This window comes from Gorillibacterium terrae (assembly GCF_051594785.1).
GTDB lineage: Bacteria > Bacillota > Bacilli > Paenibacillales > NBRC-103111 > Gorillibacterium.
This window is the reverse complement of the sequence record NZ_JBPPGI010000003.1, coordinates 429,125-445,896: the sequence shown is the minus strand read 5'-3', so window position 1 is coordinate 445,896 and position 16,772 is coordinate 429,125. Positions and strand designations below refer to the sequence as shown.

The window sequence follows — 16,772 nt, the reverse complement described above, 5'->3', positions numbered from 1 at the left end:
TTCCCATGCGTATGGCCGGGTCTCGCCGCCCTGTCGGGGAGAAGATCAGACCTCCGTCGGGTGTTCGGCCGACTTACGGTCGCGGTACTCCTTCCGGCCGAATCCGGCGTCTTCCGCCGCATCGCCCTCACGCGCCAGTCCGCCGGCCGCCAGAAAGTCCAGGAACAAAAACGCGTTTTCGAGCTCGTCGAGCTTTTTCTCCAATTGATCCATCTTGCTGTCCAGCGAGGAAAAATCCACGTGCAGGTTCTCATAGGTCACAGACATGGCCAGTCGCTCCTTCCGGTCGTTCCCCGATTCTGCTAGAAGGATTCGCAGGGAGCTTCCGGTTTTGGGGGGCAGCCGGTCCAAAAATCGGACAGCCTCCGTTTGACACAGCCCCAAGGCGGGCGGTATAACGGGAACAGATTGCCTTACGGCAAATCCACCTAAGGAAGGAATGCCAACATGAACCGAGAAACCTTCAAACGCAACCTGGAGCATTACGCGGAGCTCGCCGTCCGCGTGGGCATCAACCTGCAGCCCGGCCAGACGCTGGTCGTGAACGCCCCGATTACGGCGGACGAATTCGTCCGCGTCCTCGCCGCAAAAGCCTACGAGGCGGGAGCGGGGAATGTCCATGTGGAATGGACCGACGAACGCCTGACGGCTTTGAAATACCGCGTCGCCCCCGAGGAGGCGCTCACCCGTGTGCCGACGTGGAAACCGGCCGGCATGGTCGAGTTCGCGCTGGAGGGTGCGGCCTTCATGACGGTCAAGGGCACCGATCCGGATCTCTTCGCGGGAATCGACCCGGCCCGCATCGCCAAGGCGAGCAAAGCCCTCGCCGAGGCGAACCGCGAATACAGCGGGTATACCCGGGCCAGCATCGTCAGCTGGCTGGTGGTCACGGCTCCGAACGAAGGATGGGCCTCCAAGATCTTCACGGACGTTTCCCCCGAGGAAGCGGTAGACAAGCTGTGGGAGCAGATTTTCCGGCTCACCCGCTCCGATCGGGAGAACCCGGTGGAGGCCTGGCGGGAGCACATCGAGAAGCTCGGGCGCTGGGCTTCCCATCTGAATGCCAAGCAGTACCGCCGCCTGCATTTCAAAGCGCCGGGAACGGAGCTGGCCGTCGGGCTGCCGGAGGGCCATAAGTGGATATCGGCCGGCGAGAAGAACGCCAAGGGCATTCCCTTCGTCGCCAACATCCCGACCGAGGAGGTCTTCTCCGCCCCCTCCCGCGACGATGTCTCCGGCTATGTGACGAGCACCAAGCCGCTCAACTACAACGGCGCGCGCATCGAGAACTTCACCCTGACCTTCGAGGGAGGCCGAATCACGGAGGTGAAGGCCGAGACCGGCGAGGATGTGCTCCGCGCGCTCATCGCCACCGATGAGGGAGCTTGCCGGCTCGGCGAAGTGGCGCTTGTGCCGCACGAGTCGCCCGTATCGCAGTCGGGGCTGGTGTTCTTCAATACGCTTTACGACGAGAACGCCTCCTGCCACCTGGCGATCGGCGCCTCCTATCCGACCTGCGCGGAAGAAGGAACCGGCTTGTCGCGCGACGAGTTAAAGAAGCGGGGCTTCAACCAGAGCCTGGTGCATACGGACTTCATGATCGGCTCGGCGGAGATGGATATCGACGGCGAGACGGCGGACGGCTCGCGCGAGCCGATTTTCCGGTCCGGGGCCTGGGTGATCTGACCCGAACGGCGCGAAGCCGCCGAACCGCAAAAAACGTCAAGAGAACATACGTTTTCCCTGCTATTCTAGGTAAGGAAGGAGGGCGACGGATGAACGAATACGCCGAGTGCATCCAGAAGGTCGTCGACTACATTGAGGAGAAGGCGGACGCGGAGCCCGACACGCAGCTGAGCCTTACGGAGCTTGCGGCCGTTGCGGGGTTCTCCGAGTTCCATTTCCACCGCATCTTCCTGTTCATGGTCGGCGACACGGTAATGGAGTATGTGCGCAAGCGCAAGCTTGCCCGGGCGGCTCTGCGCGTCTCGCACACGAACGACCGCCTGCTCGACATCGCCCTGGACTGCGGCTTCGGCACGCAGGAAACGTTCATTCGCGCCTTTCGCAAGCTCTTCGGCATGACCCCCGGCAGCTACCGGAAGAAGCGGGTCGACACGCCAATCTACCCCCGCGCCGAGGTTGTGAAGAAGAGAACCAATCCATACCTGGGAGGAATCCGCATGGACTACCGGATTGAAGACAAACCGGCATTTCAAGTACTCGCTTACCCGCTCGCCACGACTAACGTCGACGGCCAGAACAAATCCGACATCCCCGCCTTCTGGCAGAAGTACATCCGGGAGGGCTTGGGCAAGGTGCTGCATGAAGCAACCGGTTCCTGGGACGAATACGGCATCTGCACCGACTCCGACATGCTGACCGGAGCGTTCACCTACCTGATCGGCATGGAGGCCAAGGAGGGCGTCAAAGCTCCGGAAGGCACGGTTCTCCGAACCTTCCCCGCGACGACGTATGCGGTGTTCACCACTCCCAAGGTCAAGCGGGAGCAGTTTACCGATTCCATCCAGCAGACGTGGAACGCGATTTACGAGGAATGGTTCCCGCACTCCGACTACGAGTATTCCGGTATCGGAGCCGATTATGAATATTACGACCAGCGCAGCGGCGACGAATACGACAACGGGCTGGTGCAGATGGAGATTTACATTCCGGTAAAAAAGAAGGGCTGAGGGGCCCCCGGCTCCGGTTCTCCTCCTTCGGCCGTTCAACAAAAGGAAGGCGCGGATGGCCGGGCACGAACCGGGTTCGGCCCGACTCCGCCGCTTTCATGGAATAGACCCGCCCCCTAGCAGAACTTCTGCTCCGGCGGGTCTTCTGTTATAGTTGGAGCGAAGTGTACTTTTCCAGGAAGGAAGGAATTCAGCCATGAGTTCGATCTTTCGCGGTTTGGCGGCTCTCGCCGCCGTCGCCGGTTTGCTGCTCGGGATTTACCGGGGTTTTCTGGACGACGGCCTGCATCTCGGGGCCGCGCTGCTCGTCTGGTTCTCCTGGGCGGTCGGCGCTCTCCTGTTCCTCGCCGTCTCCGTTATCCTCGATCAGTTGGAGGAAGCCCTCCAGCATCTTCGCCTTCTCACCCGCGACAGCCGAGTTCAAGCGGAACTGCGGCCCAACCTGGGAAATTCCAAAGCCAAGCTCGATGCCTTGAAGGACTACAAAGTAACCGTTAAAGACGACGTCTGAAACGCAAACAAAGACCTCTCCGCTGCCTGGATAAGCAGGCCGGAGAGGTCTTTTGGCAGAGCTGCCGTCGATTCGATTGGGCCCTTCATATCTGCTAGTCGGCCCGGTAAAACAGGCGGAAGCCGAACGGCTCCAGCCGCAGCGTCGAGCCAAGCTTCACGGTATCGCCGCTCTCCAGGTCGAGAACCTGCGCGCCCGCCAGCTCGCCGTCCAAGGCCAGGGCGGCTTCGGCATCGGCCGGGTGCAGCGCCACATACAGCGCACCCGCTTCATCCTGCTTGCGGTACAGCACCGCATTGCTCGCATCGTCGACCGCGAGCCATTCCAGGTCGACCGCCCGGAACGCGGAATACTCGCTCCGGAGCCGAATGAGCCGCTGCAGGAAGGCGAACAGCTTCCGGTCCTGCCGCTCCGACTCCCAAGGCATGCACTGGCGGTTGTGCTGCTCGTCGCCGCCGAGCCCGATCTCCCCGCCGTAATAAATGCTCGGGGTTCCCGCAAACGTCAGCTGGAAGAGGTAGGCCTGCTTCACCCGCCGCACATCGTCGCCGCACAGATGAAGAATCCGGGCGGTGTCGTGGCTGTCCAGCAGGGTGAACAGGTTCGGCGTCACGTTCTTCGGGAACGAGACCAACAGTTGATTGACCGCGCAGACGAATTCCGATGCCCCGTACGCTTCGAGGCCCGGCCTCCCGACACCGAAATAGCGGGTGGCCGGCGAGGTGAATTCATAATTCATCACCGAATCGAATTGATCGCCGCCGAGCCAAGGCAGAGAATTGTACCAATTCTCCCCGAGCAGGAACAGCTCCGGCTTGAGCGCCTTGACCCGCTTGCGGAATTCCCGCCAGAAGTCGTGCGACACCTCGTTGGCAACGTCCAGCCGCCAGCCGTCGATGTCATACTCCCGAATCCAGTATTCCGCCGCGCCGATCAGATAGTCCCGTACCGCCGGATTGCCGGTGTTCCACTTCGGCATTCTCTCGGTGTAGGCGAAGGTCCAGAAATTCAGATGCTCGCCGAAGTAGTTCAGCTCGCCCTCTTCGGGCTCTCTCCAGACCGGCTGCTCCGGATCGAGGATATGGAAATACGAGAAATACGGGGAGGCCTTGCCGTTCTTCAGCACATCCTGCCAGAAGGGGTGCTCGGAGCCGCAATGATTGAACACGGCGTCCAGCATCACCCGAATTCCCCGCCGGTGCGCCTCCTGCACCAGCCGGCGAAATTGGTCGTTATCGCCGAACGCCGGGTCGATGCGCAGATAATCGCGGATGTCGTACTTGTGCGAGCTGGGCGAATCGAACAGCGGCGTAAAGTAAATCCCGGTCGCTCCGAACTCGCGGATGTAATCCAGCTTCTCGATAATGCCCGCAAGGTTGCCGCCGAACTTGAGGTCGGCTCCGTCTCTCGCCTCGCTGCCCCACGCCGGAAACTCCGAATCGGCTTCCTCTTTCCCGCGCCGGAAACGGTCGGGGAAGATCTGATACCAGACCGTGTCCTTCACCCAGTCCGGGGCCCGGAACAGGTCTTCGTCGGCGATGAACGGGTAGTTGTAATAGTTCGTATAATCCCGAAGCGCCGCCGGCAAATCTCCGGAACCAAGGGTCTCGGCAGAGAAGCCGCCGGACAGCGGCACGAATTCGTGGCAGCCGGCGAAGACCGTCTCGCGGCCGTCCTCCAGCAGGAAGGCATACTTGAAGCGCCGCCAGGAGAAGCCCGTCACCTCGGCAAACCAGCAGTCATGATACTGCGTCGTGTATTCCTTCTTCATCGGAAGGCACGTGCCGGAATCCACGGCAAACTCGTACACCTGCGGATTCGCGGCAGAAGGCCGCCAATTGAACGGGTCGACGGCGAGCAGCGTCATTCGGTGAATGTCGTTCTTCCGCGTCTTGACACGGAGGTGCAGGGTGTCTTCATTGAAGGCGTAGGAATAGGCGCTCTTCGTTTCGTGAACAAACGAGGACAAGTCCATAGGCAATCATCGCTCCATTCGAGGGGATCGGAAAGCTGCTGTGAAGAGTTAACTTATGCGCTTAAGTTAATCTCACTATAGCGCCTCCGTTTCACCGTTGTCAAGAAACAAACAGGGCGGTTAGCGGCGGTGCCCGCTCGAGCGCTGCCATAAACAAAAAAGCCGCCCGAAGGCGGCTTGATCCGACAGTCGCCCGTTGGGGCTCAGTCGAGTTGAACCGACTCTTCGTCGGCTTGAGCAGGCGTATGGGCAGGCAGAGCCCAACGAACGCGGGCAAAAAAGGGCGCTCTTTCCACGACGCTGCCTGCATCTGCCCGGCCGGTTACTTCCCGAGCCAGACCGGCGCGATCCGGATGGTCTGCGGTTCCTCGTCTCCGGGCTCCAGGGCCAGCAGGCCGCGCATGATCCGGATCGCTTCTCCGGCCTTGGCGCCGCTTGCGATCAGCACCCGGCGGGTATCCGGGTGCAGCAGGGAAGCGTCGTCCTGGCCGACAACCACCGTGAGCCGTTCCCGAGGGAACCGGCTCTCCGCCTGCAGCCCCAGCACCTCGCCGACGACGATTCCGCGCATTCCCTGGCGGGAAGCGAGAAACTCGTCCAGCCCTCCGCCCGGCCGGTTAATGAAGAGGTGCTCCGGCGGGACATGCCTTCGGGCGCTTGCATAGATGCTGTCGCTGGAGTAATCCTCCATCACCACGAAGGTCCCTTCGGGAGAACCCGCCTCCTGCGCGAACAGCGCCTCGTAGTCGCCCGTTACCTCGTAGAACAAGGGATCGCCCAGATGCCCGTCGATGATGATCAGGGGGCAGAAGAAGCGATGGGTGGTCTCTCTCAGCGCGGCCGTATCGAGATCGAGGATGAAGGCGGCGTCGAAGGAACGCCGCTGACCGATCTGGATGTCCTCGTTGAGGTTGGAGGTCGAGAGCAGCACCGTATCGTATCCGATGCGGTATAGGCCGGCCTGCAGCGCGTCGATCAGCTCATAGTATTGGCAGAGCTTGCTCGGCAGGTTAACCCGGCCGAGGTTGACGATCACGCCGACGAGCCGGCTCTTCTTGTTCGCAAGCGTCTTCGCCGTCATGTCCGGCACATACCGGAGCCGGCGGGCCGCCTCGAATACCTTCAGCCGGGTCTCGTGGCTGATCTTCTCTTTCTCGGAATAATTGAGCACATAGGACACCGTTGCGGAGGAAACCCCCGCTTCAAGGGCGATGTCCTTCATGGTCACTTTCTTGCCGTCCATAATTCCTCCCGGCGCTCCGCCGCTTCGCTTGGCGGAACGCCTGACGCTTTACTTGCGGCTTGAGCCCAAGCCGAACACGAACAGGCCGCCGATTCCGGTGAACAGGCCGAGAAACACGAGCAGCAGGCCGATAGTCTGCAGGGCATCGGACGAGCTCTGCATGGCGATATCCGCCTGCAGCAGGCCGATCCCCGCCACCCCGAAGAAAATGGCCGTGATGAGGGCCTTGCCGGTGTCGGCCCCTACATCAAAGAGCTTTACCCAGCCGAGGCCAACCGCGACCACCACAAAGGCGATGAAAATGATTCCGATCATGGCTATCCTCCCCTCCGGCTGCGAGATGCCCCGCCCGGCAAACGGCGGGCGGGGCATTCATCAAACCAGTTTATTTGATTTCGAACGAGCTCTTCAGGGATACCGTGCGGTTAAACACGATGCGCCCCGGAGCGGTATCCTTTGGATCGACATTGAAATAGCCGTGGCGGAACAGCTGGAACTTGTCGTTCGGCTGAACGTCCTTCAGCCCCGGCTCGACGAACCCGTGCAGGACCGTCAAGGAATCCTTGTTGATCTTCTCCAGGAAGGACCGGTCTTCGCCGGCGGCTCCGCCCGTATATTCGTCCGAGTCTTCCGCCAGGTCGGCGGCTTCCTCGTTCGCCTTTTCCAGCGCGGCGTCGTCCTTCAGGATCGGCTCATACAGCCGGAATTCGGCGGGAATCGCATGTGACGCCTCCACCCAATGGATCGTTCCCTTGACCTTGCGGCCGTTGAAACCGTTGCCGCTCTTCGTCTCGGGGTCATAGGTGCAGTGCAGCTCGACGACGTTGCCGTCGGCGTCTTTGACCGCTTCCACGCATTTGACGAAGTATGCGCCTTTGAGCCGCACCTCGTTGCCCGGGAACAGCCGGTAATACTTGGCCGGCGGGTTCTCCATGAAATCCTCGCGCTCGATGTAAATCTCGCGGGAGAAGGGAACCTGCCGCGTGCCCATGTCCGGGTTCTCGGCATTGTTCTCGATCTCGAACCATTCCGTCTCGCCTTCCGGGTAGTTGGTGATGACCACCTTGAGCGGGTCGAGCACGGCCATCGTCCGGGGCGCCTTCAGCTTGAGGTCCTCGCGGATAAAGAACTCCAGGTAGCGTTCGTCGACAACGCTGTAGCTCTTCGCCACGCCGATCTCGCGGCAGAAATTGCGGATGGCTTCCGGCGTGTAGCCCTTGCGCCGGAGTCCGGCGATGGTGGGCATGCGCGGATCGTCCCAGCCGTCTACCACGCCCGCGTCGACGAGAGCTCTCAGCTTGCGTTTGCTCATCACGGTGTTGGTCAGGTTCAGACGGGCGAATTCGTACTGATGCGGCGTATTCTCCATTTCGCACTCGCGCACCACCCAGTCGTACAGCGGCCGATGGTCTTCGTATTCCAGGCTGCACAGGGAATGCGTGACTCCCTCCACCGCGTCGCCCAAGGGGTGGGAATAATCGTACATCGGATAGACGCACCAGGCGTCTCCCGTCTGATGGTGATTGGCGTGCTTGATGCGGTAGATGACCGGATCGCGCAGGTTGATGTTGGGGGACGCCATGTCGATCTTCGCCCGCAGCACCTTCTCGCCGTCCTTGAACTCGCCGGCGCGCATCCGCTTGAACAGATCGAGGTTCTCCTCGACGCTGCGGTCGCGGTAGGGGCTGTTCTTGCCCGGTTCCTTCAGCGTGCCGCGCGTGGCGCGAATTTCCTCGGCGGTCTGGTCGTCGACATAGGCTTTGCCCCGCTCGATCAGGAGCAGCGCCTTCTCGTAATTCATCTCGAAGTAGTCCGAGGCAAAGTGCAGGTTGTCCCACTCAAACCCGAGCCACTTGATGTCGTTCAAGATGCCGTCGACGTATTCCGTATCTTCCTTGACCGGATTGGTGTCGTCAAAGCGCAGGTTGGTCTTGCCGCCGAACTCGTCGGCCAGCTCGAAATTCAGGCAGATCGCCTTGGCGTGGCCGATGTGCAGGTAGCCGTTCGGCTCCGGAGGAAAGCGCGTGACGATCGTCGTCTCGCGGCCGGAATTCAAATCGTCGAGGACGATGCTTTTGATAAAATTCGAGGAGGTTGGTTTTTCCGTTTCCATATGACCCAGCCCTTTCGGTAGTATCCCGCGAGGCCCGGTGGCGGCCCTCGGTTCTGTATCTCCTTATAGTACACAATTTCGCGGAAAAATATAAGGAGCGCCGGGCATTTTTGCAAGAGTTTGAGAAAACCCTCAGGTGGCCGCGCTGCTCGACGCAGAATCGCGCTTCTGAATGGCGTGAACCCCCATGATGACAGCGACCAGCTCGTAGTCGTTCAGCTTCATCGCCGTATTGGCCAGCCGGAACGCCCCGGAGGAAAAGAAGCCGCTGATCTTCTCGAAATGGGCCACCCGCTCCCCGCGCTCGTCGAAAATCTCGTATTCTCTGGAAAACAACGGCGAGCGAATCTCATAGATTCCCCGGTGAAGCGCGTCGTATTCGTAGCGCTTGCTGCCGAGGCTGAAGCGGGAGCGGAGGTTGCCGAGCTCGACCTCGCCGGGCGAGCTGACGACCCATCGGCGGGAAAAGAACGGGAACTTCCCCATGCAGACCAGCCGGTCGCTGCCGTCGTAAACCTCCAGGGACGAGGTGAAGGCACTTTTAAGATCGAGCCGTCCGGCCGGCGCGCCTGCCTCGTTCTGAATCTCGGTTATGCCGGCGCTGAAGAAATTATCGCGAAAAATCAGAGCCATTGCTTTCTCTCCTCCAATTGCTGTTCTTTGCAGCCGGTTCTTGTGCGTTACGGCTATCGGCGGAATGTATCAATGGGACTTACTACGGGGATGAGGACCCGAGGGTTACCGAAATCGGTTCGCCGAGCCGGATGCGGTCCGGGGCCACCCGGCAACCGCAGGCCGCCGGGGTTACACCGGAAGCGGCTGCCCGCGCAAGCGCGTCGGCAAAGGCGGGGACGACCTCGCGGTAATTCATCGCGTCCAGCTGCCCTTCTCCCGGAAGCGGCGCGATAGCTCCGCCCGGTTCAGCTCCGCCGTGGTCGCCGGGTTCCAATCCGCCTCCCGCAGGAACGGCGCCGTGCCGACGCCGACGGCGAACATCGGCGTCGCCAGGATCGCGGCGAGCCCGGCCTCCCCGTCCTCGATCGCGGCGCACTGCGCCGGATCGGCGTCTAGCTTCCGCGCCGCCGCCAGGAACAGATCGGGCGCAGGCTTCGCCGCCGCGGCCCGCGGATCGGCCACCGCGTCGAAATACGCGGCGAGGCCCAGGCGGTCCAGCACGAAGTCCGCGTTCGAGCTGGAGGACGCGAGACCGATGCGGCAGCCCGCCTCGCGCAGCTCGCGGAGGAAGCCGGGAATGCCCGGCAGCGCGTCCTGCGGGCCGAGCGCCTCAATGAGCTCCTGGTAATAGCGGTTCTTCCGCGCGCCCAGTTCCTCCGCCTCCCGCTCCGTGAGTTCAAGCCCCGCCTTGGCGGCAATGGCGCGGACGATCCGGGAGCGGTGGATGCCCTTGAAGGAATCGTTCTCTTCGTCGGTCACCGTCGTCCCCAGCTCGGCGGCGAGACGCCGGTTGGCCCGGTTGTAGAGCTCGTTGGTATCGGCCACGACCCCGTCGAGGTCGAAGATCACAGCGGTCAGGTTATCGGGTTGCAAGGGTTCTCCCTTCCTTCTGTCCAAGAGTCTGTGCTAGTATTGTACCAGTCCCAGGAAATCGCCGCCAAACGGGAGGGACGAAATCGCTCCCCTTCGCGCAAGGATGGGCGACGCGCATGGGCAAGGAGGAACCTCAAATCATGGCGAAAGTTCAGCAACCCGAAGCTCCCAAGCTTCTTCCCGAGCCGGACATCGGCTCTCTGGCGCAGCTCGCGGCTGGCGTTGACCCCGAGCTGTACAACGTCCTGATCGAGAACGAGCAGCTCGAGCAGGTAGAGATTGTAAAACCGGTGTTCTCCAAGGTGTTGTTCCGCAATGTGAAGCTCGATCAAGTAACCTTCGCCAAGGCCGACCTGACCGACGTCGTGTTCGAGAACTGCGACCTGTCCAATGTCCATTTTCCCCAGAGCAGCTTCGGCCGGGTCGCCTTCCGCAACAGCAAGCTGGTAGGGCTCGATCTGACGGAAGCGTTCGTCGGCAATACCGCCTTTGAAGAGTGCCAGGCCGGCTTCAGCAGCTTCGAGGACGTCAAGCTCAAGCAGGTCCGCTTTGAACGGACGTCGCTCGCGAGTTCCAACTTCTACGGCACGGCGTTCACCCACGTTCAGTTTCGCGAATGCGACCTCAGCGACATCGACTTCTCCCAGACTCCGCTTAAGGGACTCGACATCAGCACCTGCACCTATAAGAACCTGCAGGTCTCGCCGCAGAGCCTCGCCGGATGCGAGGTGTCCCCCGAGCAGGCCGTCGGCTTCGCCTCGTTGCTTGGGCTGATCGTGAAGGAGCCGAAATAACCGATATCCAATGGGAAAGAAAGAGTCATCGCGCCTCCCGGTTTCTTGACGGAGGCGCGATGACTCTTTCGGTTTTGGCGCGGCGGGCTTCGGCATTAATCGATCATGTTGATCTTCCATATGCCGTCGGCATTCGGTTTGAGAACGTACATCATCTTAACGTCCTCGACGTCGCCGGTTGCCGTGTTAGCCCGTTGTCCCAAGACGGTGATGAGTTTCTCTCCATAAGAAGACGTAAGGACCGTCCCCTCGATGCCGGTAAACCGGTACCGGTACGTTTCCCCATACAGTCCCATCATCCCGTCCGCCAGCTGCTCGTTCACAAACCCTGCCCGAAAGCCCTTCTCGTCATGCCCGACTAAAGCGTCAAGGTTGGCGCGCAGAGCAGCGATCAGGGCGGAATCGTCCAAACCATCGCGGTACGAATCGAAATCGATCGCCAGGCCGGGTTCAAAGCCGGCCGACGACGGCGCGGTCTGCACCGGCGAAGCCGCATTGACCGGAGATGCCGCAGTGACAGGCGTTGCTGCGGCAGACGGAGCCTTCGCTATTGCCGCAGACACAGCCGCGGCGGGAGAAGATCCGGCTGACGGAGACGCCGCGATGGTAGAGGTTGCCACGACAGGCAGAGACACCGCCTGCGATTGGTGCTTGCCCCCGCAGGCCGATAGAAGAGCGGCTATCCCCAAGATCATCATGAACGGTGTCGAGCGATTCATGCTACCCCATCCTCTCGTCTTCTACAAAAAAGACGAAGGAGCGGGCCAAACGTTGCATACGTTTGCGTCAAGCCGTTCCACGGACTCCGCAGAAACCGGTCCTTCCCCGATGCCACTAAACGATTTGGCCGACCAGCGCCGATCCGATCCTATGCCCTTACCCGCGCCCCCCGGTCTGGGCGCCGCCCGCACCAGCGGCCTCGGCTTCCCGGCCGACTCCGTAATCCATGACCACACGGCCCTGGATGTCGCCCTTCGTCATCTCGTCGAAGATCTCGTTGATCTCATCGAGACGGCGGGGAATAATCGTCGCCTTCACCTTGCCTTCGGCGGCAAATTGCAGCGCCTCCTCCAAATCCTTGCGCGTGCCGACGATGGAGCCGATGATCCGCGTGCCGTCCAGCACGGTGTTGAAGATCGGAACTTCCATTTTCTCCGGCGGCAGGCCGACCAGCACCAGCGTACCGCCCCGCTTGAGCGAACGGTAAGCGCTCTCGAACGCCTTGCTCGTGACCGCGGTAACGATGCTCACTTGAACGCCGCCGATCCGCTCCTTGATCCACTGCTCCGGGTCCACCTTCGTCGGATTGACTGTCAGATCCGCACCGAGGTCGATCGCCAGCTCCAGCTTCTCGGCATGGGTATCGACCGCAACCACATTCAGCCCCATGGCCTTGGCATATTGCACCGCCAGATGGCCCAGGCCGCCGATGCCCACAACCGACACCCACTGGCCGGGACGCGCTTCCGACACCTTAAGCGCCTTGTACGTCGTCACCCCGGCGCAGAACAGCGGCGCTGCCTCCATGAAGCCGAGGTTGTCGGGAATCTTCACCACGTAATCCGCCGCCGCAACGCAGTATTCCGCGTAGCTTCCATCCACGGAATAGCCGGCATTTTGCTGCTCGGGGCACAGGGTCTCCCGCCCGCTCAAGCAGTATTCGCAGTGGCCGCAGGCGGAATACAGCCAGGGAATGCCGACGCGGTCGCCTTTCTTCAGGTGTCTAACGCCTTCTCCCAGCTCTTCGACGGTGCCTACGCCTTCGTGGCCCGGAATGAGCGGCAGCTTCGGCTTGACCGGCCAATCGCCGTTGGCGGCGTGCAGATCGGTATGACAGACGCCGCAGGCGTGAATGCGAACCAGCACCTCGTTCAGTCCCGGGTGCGGTCGCTCGACTTCTTCCATCCTCAATTTTTCTCCAAAGGTGCGTGTAACGGCTGCCCTCATGCTGCGATCCGACTCCTTTGTCCGTTATGGTTTTGGGCCTGCCTTCTGGTACAATGGAGGCATTGGGGGAACCCGTTGAGACGCCCGGCGTGTCTCGCGGCCTCATTCTCCATTACGAACCAGGAGGCTAGTTATGAATCGTTTTAGTTTTTACAATCCGACCCGGCTTTATTTCGGCAAAGGAACACTGGACAAGCTGAAGGGCGAGCTTGCCCATCGCGGCAAGAACATCCTGCTGGTGTACGGCGGCGGCAGCATCAAGCGAAACGGCGTCTACGACGGCATCACTGCCGTCTTTCGGGAGCTGGGCGTCACGGCGCACGAGCTGTCCGGCGTCGAGCCCAACCCCCGCCTGTCGACCGTCCGCGAGGGAGTCGAGCTCTGCAAGCGGGAGCGGATCGACTTCATCCTGGCGGCCGGCGGCGGCAGCGTCATCGACTGCGTCAAAGCGATCGCAGCGGGCGCATGCTATGACGGAGATGCCTGGGATCTCATCACCTTCAAGGCCCCCGTTAAAGCGGCCCTGCCCTTCGGCACGGTGCTGACGCTGGCGGCGACCGGCTCGGAGATGAACACCAGCTCGGTCATCACGAACTGGGAGACGCAGGAGAAGCTCGGCTGGGGCAGCCCGTTCGTCTATCCGCAGTTCTCGATTCTCGATCCCGAATTTACCTACTCCGTTCCTCGCGATCAGACGATCTACGGCATGGTCGACATCATGTCGCACGTGTTCGAATCGTACTTCAACCATACCGCCAACACGCCGGTCCAGGACGGCTTCTGCGAGACGCTGCTGCGCACGGTCATCGAGACGGCGCCCAAGCTGCTGGAGCAGCTCGACCGCTTCGAGCACCGCGAAACGATCCTCTACTGCGGCACGATGGCGCTGAACGGCATGGTGTCGATGGGACTCACCGGCGACTGGGCGACGCACAACATCGAGCATGCGGTCAGCGCCGTGCACGACATTCCCCACGGCGGCGGGCTGGCGATCCTGTTCCCGAGCTGGATGGAGCATGTCCTCGACGAGGGTCCGGCCAAGTTCCGCCGGTTCGCCGTGAACGTGTTCGGCATCGATCCGGCGGGCAAGTCCGACCGCGAGATCGGCCTGGAGGGCATTCAGGCCCTGCGCGCATTCTGGACGAGCATCGGCGCGCCGGCGCGTCTGGCCGATTACGGCATCGACGACAGCACGGTGGAGACGATGGCCGACAAGGCGATGGCCGGCGGTCCCTTCGGCAACTTCAAGAAGCTCGACCGCGAGGATGTGCTGGCGATCTACCGCCGCTCGCTGTAAAGCTATACGCTAGCCGCGGCCCGTCCCGCTTCCCCACAACGAAAGATCGCCCTCCGTTAGGCTGGACTGCCGAGCGGTCGGGCGATCTTTTTTGGCAGGCGGTTGTATCGGTGATCTTCAGTCTTCGTCCGAAAAGTAGGACTTCAAGCTGGCAAAGAGGGAATCCTTGGGGCGTGACCATAAGCGATACGCTTTTTTTCCGCCGTTTCGGCTGAAATCGCCTCCGTTGCTGATTTCCAAAGTCACCATTCGCTCTCTTCCGTGATCCGTGTAAGTCAGAATCATCGTCATGGCCTTTGTGGTATTAATCACGTTCCGTTCTCCCAGCAGCCGCATGGCACGCACATCGCGAAACCTCTCATAGAACTCCGAAATGCCCTCCCGATCCCTGATATAAATGTCCCGGGTTTTAAATTCCCCACCTCCAATTAGGGTCCCATAGAAAATCGTTTGAACTTTATCCTCCGGCGGAAGAAACCGGTCGGCCGCATAAGGGTACTTGTACCAAACAACCCCGCCCGCAAGAAGCAGCGCCAGGCAAACCAGAGTGAGGTGATAGCCTGTTCTCGATTCCTTCTGTCGCATCCCGATAGCCCCCTTAAATTTGTCGCCTCCGCGACCATACGCTTTCCTTTCCATTAACGTTTTTCCTTCCATAAGGTTGAAGGGGAGCCGCACGAATTTTTTCCGCTCGGGACAAAAAAAGCAGCCCGTGAGGGCCGCTGGGGTTGCAATGAACAAGGAAGTTGGCGAGGTTCTTTAAGTTTGTTGTTCGGTGAGATACGTCTTGACGGAAGGGGCGGTGTAGGTCGAGAATTGCCTCAACATTCCCTCCGGGGTGTCGTCGGTTATGAGCATCGCCCGGTATTTGGGCTGCAAGAATTGATTCCGCTCCATAGCGTCAAACATCGATACAAGCGGATCAAAGTATCCACCGACATTCAACAATCCGCAGGGCTTCTGATGCAGCCCCAACTGGCCCCAGGTAAAGATTTCGAAATATTCTTCCAACGTTCCGGGCCCGCCCGGAAGAGCCATAAAGCCGTCTGCCAATTCGGCCATCTTGGCTTTGCGCTCATGCATGGAATCGACCATGATAAGTTCGGTTAAACCTTTGTGCGCGATCTCGCGATTCTGAAGAAACCGGGGGAGCACGCCAATCGCCCGCCCGCCTTGTTCCAGCACGGCATCGGCAACCGCTCCCATCAACCCGACATTGGCCCCGCCGTAGATGAGGGTGATTTGGCGTTGGACAAGCTCCTGCCCCAAGGTAATGGCGGCTTCTTTATAGATGGAGGAAGCTCCTTCACTGGAGCCGCAAAATACAGCAATGGAGTTCATGCTCCGTCACCCCGCTTCGTTTCACTGGCGGCGTAGCGCGCCTGAAGCTTCTGCTTGTGCGCGACGAGAATATCCTCCAGCGAGATATCGTATTGATTGGCGATCACAATGAGATTCCCCCATACATCGCCGAGCTCTTCGGTCAAATTAAACCATCTACTTGAACCAGGCGGGGAAAGCGTGGCGCAGCAGCTCGCGGAACTCCGCCCGGGTGAGCGGCTCGGCCGTATCGCTGATCGTGCGGGTGACGTGTCCGACGGGCAGCGAGCCGATGGCCAGGCGGCCGACCGCCACCGCGCCGAAGGTCAAGCCGCCGACGGCAACGGCCCCGGCCGCTACCGCGCCGGTCGCGACGGCTCCGAGGCCGAGCGCCAGGCCGAGGGCGATTGCACCCACGGCGGCAAGCCCGGCGGAAACCGCGCCAACGGCGATCACCCCGGCGGACAGCGCCCCGCAAGCGACGATGCCGAACGCGATATCGCCGACGGCGAAGACGCCTTTGGCTACGGCGGGAGCGGCATACGGCCGGAACAGGCCGTAGCCCCAGCGGCGCAGCTTGATGTGGACGAGCGGCATTCCGAACAAGCTCCGCTCGCTGCGGTATTCGAAATATGGGCGGACGGCCGTAAGCTCGCGGGTCAGCTCCCGCATCCGCTCCGCCAAGTCGTCCGTGCTCCTGCCCGCCGCCAGATTATCGGTGAAATCGCGGGCGACCTCCTCCGGCGTCCCCATTTCGCCGAGCGCCTTATCGATCCCCACCCGCTCCGACCGCTCCAGAATGGACGCCGTCAAGTCGCGGCGAATTCTCTCCCTCGTTCCCTCGTTCACGCGGAGCCGGTTTATCACTCTTGTCACATACTCTTCCACACGCAGCGGAATCATCGTTCTCCCCCCAAAACGAGCTTGATCGCCTGCATAAACTGATCCAGATCCTCCATCAGTTCCCTCTGACGCTCCTGGCCGGCTGCGGTGATCCGGTAATACTTCCTCGGTACGCCGCGCTTCTCGCTTTCCTTCTCCCAATAGCTGCTGATATACCCGCCGTCCTCCAGCCGGTACAGCACCGGATACAGCGTTCCTTCCTTCATCCGGAAAAAGCTTCCGCTCCGCCCGTCCAGCTCGCTGATCAATTGATACCCGTACATATCGGCGCCGGCCAGCAGGTGAAGCACCAGAATTTCCACGACGCCCTTCTTCAATTGGCTCGAATCGTTCATATTCACCTCTGCGACGCTCAATACTTTGTAATGCTAAATATATAGTAATCCGGCTTCCAATCCCTGTCAACCGGCAATTGCCTTCGCGGAACG

General features: G+C 61.0%; 19 protein-coding genes. 5 read left to right on the top strand and 14 right to left on the bottom strand.

Going from position 1 to position 16,772, the window contains the following annotated elements; all coding sequences use genetic code 11:
- Positions 1-45: 45 nt before the first annotated feature.
- On the bottom strand, positions 46-267 hold the full coding sequence (locus ACSEXS_RS14565) for a hypothetical protein (RefSeq protein ID WP_438433962.1): 222 nt from the start codon (positions 265-267) through the stop codon (positions 46-48).
- A gap of 180 nt (positions 268-447) precedes the next feature.
- On the opposite strand from ACSEXS_RS14565, the gene ACSEXS_RS14560 reads away from it, so the two are divergent.
- From ACSEXS_RS14560 to ACSEXS_RS14550, 3 genes are all read left to right on the top strand, one after another.
- Entirely contained in the window at positions 448-1,686 is a 1,239-nt protein-coding gene (locus ACSEXS_RS14560; protein WP_438433961.1) for an aminopeptidase, read from the top strand.
- Between the two features lie 89 nt (positions 1,687-1,775).
- On the top strand, positions 1,776-2,693 hold the full coding sequence (locus ACSEXS_RS14555) for an AraC family transcriptional regulator (RefSeq protein WP_438433960.1): 918 nt from the start codon (positions 1,776-1,778) through the stop codon (positions 2,691-2,693).
- A gap of 196 nt (positions 2,694-2,889) precedes the next feature.
- A complete protein-coding gene (locus ACSEXS_RS14550) occupies positions 2,890-3,204 on the top strand; it encodes a hypothetical protein (RefSeq protein ID WP_438433959.1) in 315 nt (104 codons plus the stop codon).
- A gap of 94 nt (positions 3,205-3,298) precedes the next feature.
- Here ACSEXS_RS14550 and ACSEXS_RS14545 read toward each other — a convergent pair whose 3' ends face one another.
- From ACSEXS_RS14545 to pgmB, 7 genes are all read right to left on the bottom strand, one after another.
- Positions 3,299-5,179: a glycoside hydrolase family 13 protein gene (locus tag ACSEXS_RS14545; RefSeq protein ID WP_438433958.1), complete on the bottom strand. Its 1,881-nt coding sequence runs from the start codon at positions 5,177-5,179 to the stop codon at positions 3,299-3,301.
- A gap of 322 nt (positions 5,180-5,501) precedes the next feature.
- A complete protein-coding gene (locus ACSEXS_RS14540; RefSeq protein ID WP_438433957.1) occupies positions 5,502-6,422 on the bottom strand; it encodes a LacI family DNA-binding transcriptional regulator in 921 nt (306 codons plus the stop codon).
- Positions 6,423-6,470: 48 nt separating this feature from the next.
- Positions 6,471-6,737, bottom strand: a complete 267-nt coding sequence (locus ACSEXS_RS14535; protein WP_438433956.1) for a hypothetical protein — start codon at positions 6,735-6,737, stop codon at positions 6,471-6,473.
- 70 nt (positions 6,738-6,807) lie between these two features.
- Positions 6,808-8,535: a glutamine--tRNA ligase/YqeY domain fusion protein gene (locus ACSEXS_RS14530; RefSeq protein WP_438433955.1), complete on the bottom strand. Its 1,728-nt coding sequence runs from the start codon at positions 8,533-8,535 to the stop codon at positions 6,808-6,810.
- 132 nt (positions 8,536-8,667) lie between these two features.
- Positions 8,668-9,168, bottom strand: coding sequence for an LURP-one-related family protein (locus ACSEXS_RS14525; protein WP_438433954.1), 501 nt, complete (start codon positions 9,166-9,168; stop codon positions 8,668-8,670).
- Positions 9,169-9,250: 82 nt separating this feature from the next.
- Positions 9,251-9,406 carry a hypothetical protein gene (locus ACSEXS_RS14520; RefSeq protein WP_438433953.1) on the bottom strand — a complete coding sequence of 52 codons (156 nt, stop codon included), beginning with the start codon at positions 9,404-9,406 and terminating at the stop codon, positions 9,251-9,253.
- The gene (gene pgmB, locus ACSEXS_RS14515) at positions 9,403-10,083 is read right to left on the bottom strand and encodes a beta-phosphoglucomutase (RefSeq protein ID WP_438433952.1); all 681 of its coding nucleotides are present in this window, start codon (positions 10,081-10,083) and stop codon (positions 9,403-9,405) included. Before pgmB ends, ACSEXS_RS14520 begins: the two co-directional genes overlap by 4 nt.
- A 140-nt stretch (positions 10,084-10,223) precedes the next feature.
- On the opposite strand from pgmB, the gene ACSEXS_RS14510 reads away from it, so the two are divergent.
- On the top strand, positions 10,224-10,877 hold the full coding sequence (locus ACSEXS_RS14510) for a pentapeptide repeat-containing protein (protein ID WP_438433951.1): 654 nt from the start codon (positions 10,224-10,226) through the stop codon (positions 10,875-10,877).
- 95 nt (positions 10,878-10,972) lie between these two features.
- Here ACSEXS_RS14510 and ACSEXS_RS14505 read toward each other — a convergent pair whose 3' ends face one another.
- Together ACSEXS_RS14505 and adhP are read right to left on the bottom strand one after the other, a co-directional pair.
- The gene (locus ACSEXS_RS14505) at positions 10,973-11,596 is read right to left on the bottom strand and encodes a hypothetical protein (protein WP_438433950.1); all 624 of its coding nucleotides are present in this window, start codon (positions 11,594-11,596) and stop codon (positions 10,973-10,975) included.
- Between the two features lie 157 nt (positions 11,597-11,753).
- Positions 11,754-12,824 (bottom strand): alcohol dehydrogenase AdhP, encoded by a 1,071-nt coding sequence (gene adhP / locus ACSEXS_RS14500; protein WP_438433949.1) that lies wholly within the window; start codon positions 12,822-12,824, stop codon positions 11,754-11,756.
- A gap of 133 nt (positions 12,825-12,957) precedes the next feature.
- On the opposite strand from adhP, the gene ACSEXS_RS14495 reads away from it, so the two are divergent.
- Positions 12,958-14,121, top strand: coding sequence for an iron-containing alcohol dehydrogenase (locus ACSEXS_RS14495; RefSeq protein WP_438433948.1), 1,164 nt, complete (start codon positions 12,958-12,960; stop codon positions 14,119-14,121).
- Positions 14,122-14,238: 117 nt separating this feature from the next.
- Here the strand turns inward: ACSEXS_RS14495 and ACSEXS_RS14490 are convergent, their stop codons facing one another.
- From ACSEXS_RS14490 to ACSEXS_RS14475, 4 genes are all read right to left on the bottom strand, one after another.
- Entirely contained in the window at positions 14,239-14,706 is a 468-nt protein-coding gene (locus ACSEXS_RS14490) for a hypothetical protein (RefSeq protein WP_438433947.1), read from the bottom strand.
- Between the two features lie 174 nt (positions 14,707-14,880).
- Positions 14,881-15,462 carry an LOG family protein gene (locus ACSEXS_RS14485; protein WP_438433946.1) on the bottom strand — a complete coding sequence of 194 codons (582 nt, stop codon included), beginning with the start codon at positions 15,460-15,462 and terminating at the stop codon, positions 14,881-14,883.
- Positions 15,463-15,618: 156 nt separating this feature from the next.
- The gene (locus ACSEXS_RS14480) at positions 15,619-16,344 is read right to left on the bottom strand and encodes a hypothetical protein (protein WP_438433945.1); all 726 of its coding nucleotides are present in this window, start codon (positions 16,342-16,344) and stop codon (positions 15,619-15,621) included.
- The gene (locus tag ACSEXS_RS14475) at positions 16,341-16,679 is read right to left on the bottom strand and encodes a PadR family transcriptional regulator (RefSeq protein WP_438433944.1); all 339 of its coding nucleotides are present in this window, start codon (positions 16,677-16,679) and stop codon (positions 16,341-16,343) included. Before ACSEXS_RS14475 ends, ACSEXS_RS14480 begins: the two co-directional genes overlap by 4 nt.
- Between the last annotated feature and the right edge of the window lie 93 nt (positions 16,680-16,772).

Excerpts from the sequence above, each read along its gene's own strand:
- ACSEXS_RS14565 (WP_438433962.1), bottom strand. The coding sequence starts at position 267 with ATGTCTGTGACCTATGAGAACCTGCACGTGGATTTTTCCTCGCTGGAC.
- ACSEXS_RS14560 (WP_438433961.1), top strand. The coding sequence starts at position 448 with ATGAACCGAGAAACCTTCAAACGCAACCTGGAGCATTACGCGGAGCTC.
- ACSEXS_RS14555 (WP_438433960.1), top strand. The coding sequence starts at position 1,776 with ATGAACGAATACGCCGAGTGCATCCAGAAGGTCGTCGACTACATTGAG.
- ACSEXS_RS14550 (WP_438433959.1), top strand. The coding sequence starts at position 2,890 with ATGAGTTCGATCTTTCGCGGTTTGGCGGCTCTCGCCGCCGTCGCCGGT.
- ACSEXS_RS14545 (WP_438433958.1), bottom strand. The coding sequence starts at position 5,179 with ATGGACTTGTCCTCGTTTGTTCACGAAACGAAGAGCGCCTATTCCTAC.
- ACSEXS_RS14540 (WP_438433957.1), bottom strand. The coding sequence starts at position 6,422 with ATGGACGGCAAGAAAGTGACCATGAAGGACATCGCCCTTGAAGCGGGG.
- ACSEXS_RS14535 (WP_438433956.1), bottom strand. The coding sequence starts at position 6,737 with ATGATCGGAATCATTTTCATCGCCTTTGTGGTGGTCGCGGTTGGCCTC.
- ACSEXS_RS14530 (WP_438433955.1), bottom strand. The coding sequence starts at position 8,535 with ATGGAAACGGAAAAACCAACCTCCTCGAATTTTATCAAAAGCATCGTC.
- ACSEXS_RS14525 (WP_438433954.1), bottom strand. The coding sequence starts at position 9,168 with ATGGCTCTGATTTTTCGCGATAATTTCTTCAGCGCCGGCATAACCGAG.
- ACSEXS_RS14520 (WP_438433953.1), bottom strand. The coding sequence starts at position 9,406 with ATGAATTACCGCGAGGTCGTCCCCGCCTTTGCCGACGCGCTTGCGCGG.
- ACSEXS_RS14510 (WP_438433951.1), top strand. The coding sequence starts at position 10,224 with ATGGCGAAAGTTCAGCAACCCGAAGCTCCCAAGCTTCTTCCCGAGCCG.
- ACSEXS_RS14505 (WP_438433950.1), bottom strand. The coding sequence starts at position 11,596 with ATGAATCGCTCGACACCGTTCATGATGATCTTGGGGATAGCCGCTCTT.
- adhP (WP_438433949.1), bottom strand. The coding sequence starts at position 12,824 with ATGAGGGCAGCCGTTACACGCACCTTTGGAGAAAAATTGAGGATGGAA.
- ACSEXS_RS14495 (WP_438433948.1), top strand. The coding sequence starts at position 12,958 with ATGAATCGTTTTAGTTTTTACAATCCGACCCGGCTTTATTTCGGCAAA.
- ACSEXS_RS14490 (WP_438433947.1), bottom strand. The coding sequence starts at position 14,706 with ATGCGACAGAAGGAATCGAGAACAGGCTATCACCTCACTCTGGTTTGC.
- ACSEXS_RS14485 (WP_438433946.1), bottom strand. The coding sequence starts at position 15,462 with ATGAACTCCATTGCTGTATTTTGCGGCTCCAGTGAAGGAGCTTCCTCC.
- ACSEXS_RS14480 (WP_438433945.1), bottom strand. The coding sequence starts at position 16,344 with ATGATTCCGCTGCGTGTGGAAGAGTATGTGACAAGAGTGATAAACCGG.
- ACSEXS_RS14475 (WP_438433944.1), bottom strand. The coding sequence starts at position 16,679 with ATGAACGATTCGAGCCAATTGAAGAAGGGCGTCGTGGAAATTCTGGTG.